The sequence below is a fragment of the Halothiobacillus sp. genome, assembly GCF_028710545.1.
Taxonomy (GTDB): Bacteria; Pseudomonadota; Gammaproteobacteria; order Halothiobacillales; family Halothiobacillaceae; genus Halothiobacillus.
Genome location: NZ_JAQTTX010000115.1, coordinates 1,270 through 2,558, shown reverse-complemented (window position 1 = coordinate 2,558; position 1,289 = coordinate 1,270). Strand labels below are relative to the sequence as shown.

Genomic DNA, 1,289 nt, shown 5'->3' with positions numbered 1-1,289 from the left:
GGGAAGTCAAACGGTACAGCCATTTGTTCTAAGGGCAAAGTTCGGGGCAAGGAACGGGAAATGGAGGGATTGCCGCATGAATGATCTGAATCGAGGGGCGTTGAGCCGAATCAGCATCTCGCTGCCCTCCCGCCTGCTGGCGGAACTGGACAAGATGGTGTTAAAACGCGGTTTTGATAGCCGTTCGCAAGCCATTGTCGAGATGATCAACCAGCAGTTGGTCGAGCATAAGTCCGACCTGGGGTTTGATGTCATGGCGGGCACGATCAACCTCGTCTACGACCATTCGACCACGAATCTGCAAAAGGAACTGACCGACCTTCAGCACAAATACATCGACGAAGTGATCAGTTCCCTGCACGTGCACCTGATGGACAACCAGACGATGGAAGTCATCCTGGTTCAGGGGCCGGCTACGAAACTGCAAATGATCGCCGATCAGATGATCAGTTGCAGCGGGGTGATTACGGGGCGTTTGCAGTTGACCACGGCACAGATACCGCCGTTACACCCCTTGTCCTAGGAATATTGTCCTAGAAGAAAGCGAGAACATACTCGGTACGAATAACATGCCAATACAGGAGAAACTCATGGCTGAATTGATTTACGAAGAGGTCATCCCCGGTGGTGCTCATTGGTCGCTCGAAATGGCCAAGGGAACCCAGCTTGTCCTGATCGACGAAACTGGCGGGGCGAATGTCGGGATGCTGTTTTTCAATCCACGCAATCTGCTCGAACGCTACAACGCACCGGATACGCTCAAGTGCCAGCATACCTTCAAGCTGACCCAGGGCCATTGCCTGTATTCGGACATGGGGCGGATCTTCTGTTCCATCGTCGAAGACACCGTAGGCTGGCACGACACCGTGGGCGGCAATCTGAGCAAGCAAAAGCTGCGGGAAAAATGGACCGAACGCCGGTATCAGCAGGCGCACAATGACTGGACTTTAAGCGGCGTGGACAGCTTTCTGGTCGAGATGGCCAAGTACGGTCTCGGCAAGAAGGACATGGCCGCCAACCTGAACCTGTTCAGCAAGCTGGCGGTAGAAGATGATGGCACACTGGTGTTCGTCGAGCAGAACAGCACTGCGGGCGACAAGATCGCGCTTAGGTTCGAAATGGATACGCTGGTGATTTTCCATACCTGCCCGCATCCGATGAACCCGGCGCCGAACTATCCCAAAAAACCGGTGCGCTACCAGATCTGGACGGCCGATCCGGTGACCGATGACGACCTGTGCATGAATTCACGGGTGGAAAACCAGCGCGGCTTCAAGAACACCGAGCTC

Annotated in this window: 2 protein-coding genes; both read left to right on the top strand. The window is 54.6% G+C overall.

Going from position 1 to position 1,289, the window contains the following annotated elements; genetic code table 11:
• Window positions 1-76: 76 nt before the first annotated feature.
• The gene (gene nikR / locus PHD44_RS12670; protein WP_300192259.1) at window positions 77-523 is read left to right on the top strand and encodes a nickel-responsive transcriptional regulator NikR; all 447 of its coding nucleotides are present in this window, start codon (window positions 77-79) and stop codon (window positions 521-523) included.
• Window positions 524-590: 67 nt separating this feature from the next.
• Window positions 591-1,289: urea amidolyase associated protein UAAP1 (locus PHD44_RS12665; RefSeq protein WP_300192257.1), on the top strand; the 699-nt coding region annotated here is incomplete at its 3' end.

Excerpts from the sequence above, each read along its gene's own strand:
- nikR (WP_300192259.1), top strand. The coding sequence starts at position 77 with ATGAATGATCTGAATCGAGGGGCGTTGAGCCGAATCAGCATCTCGCTG.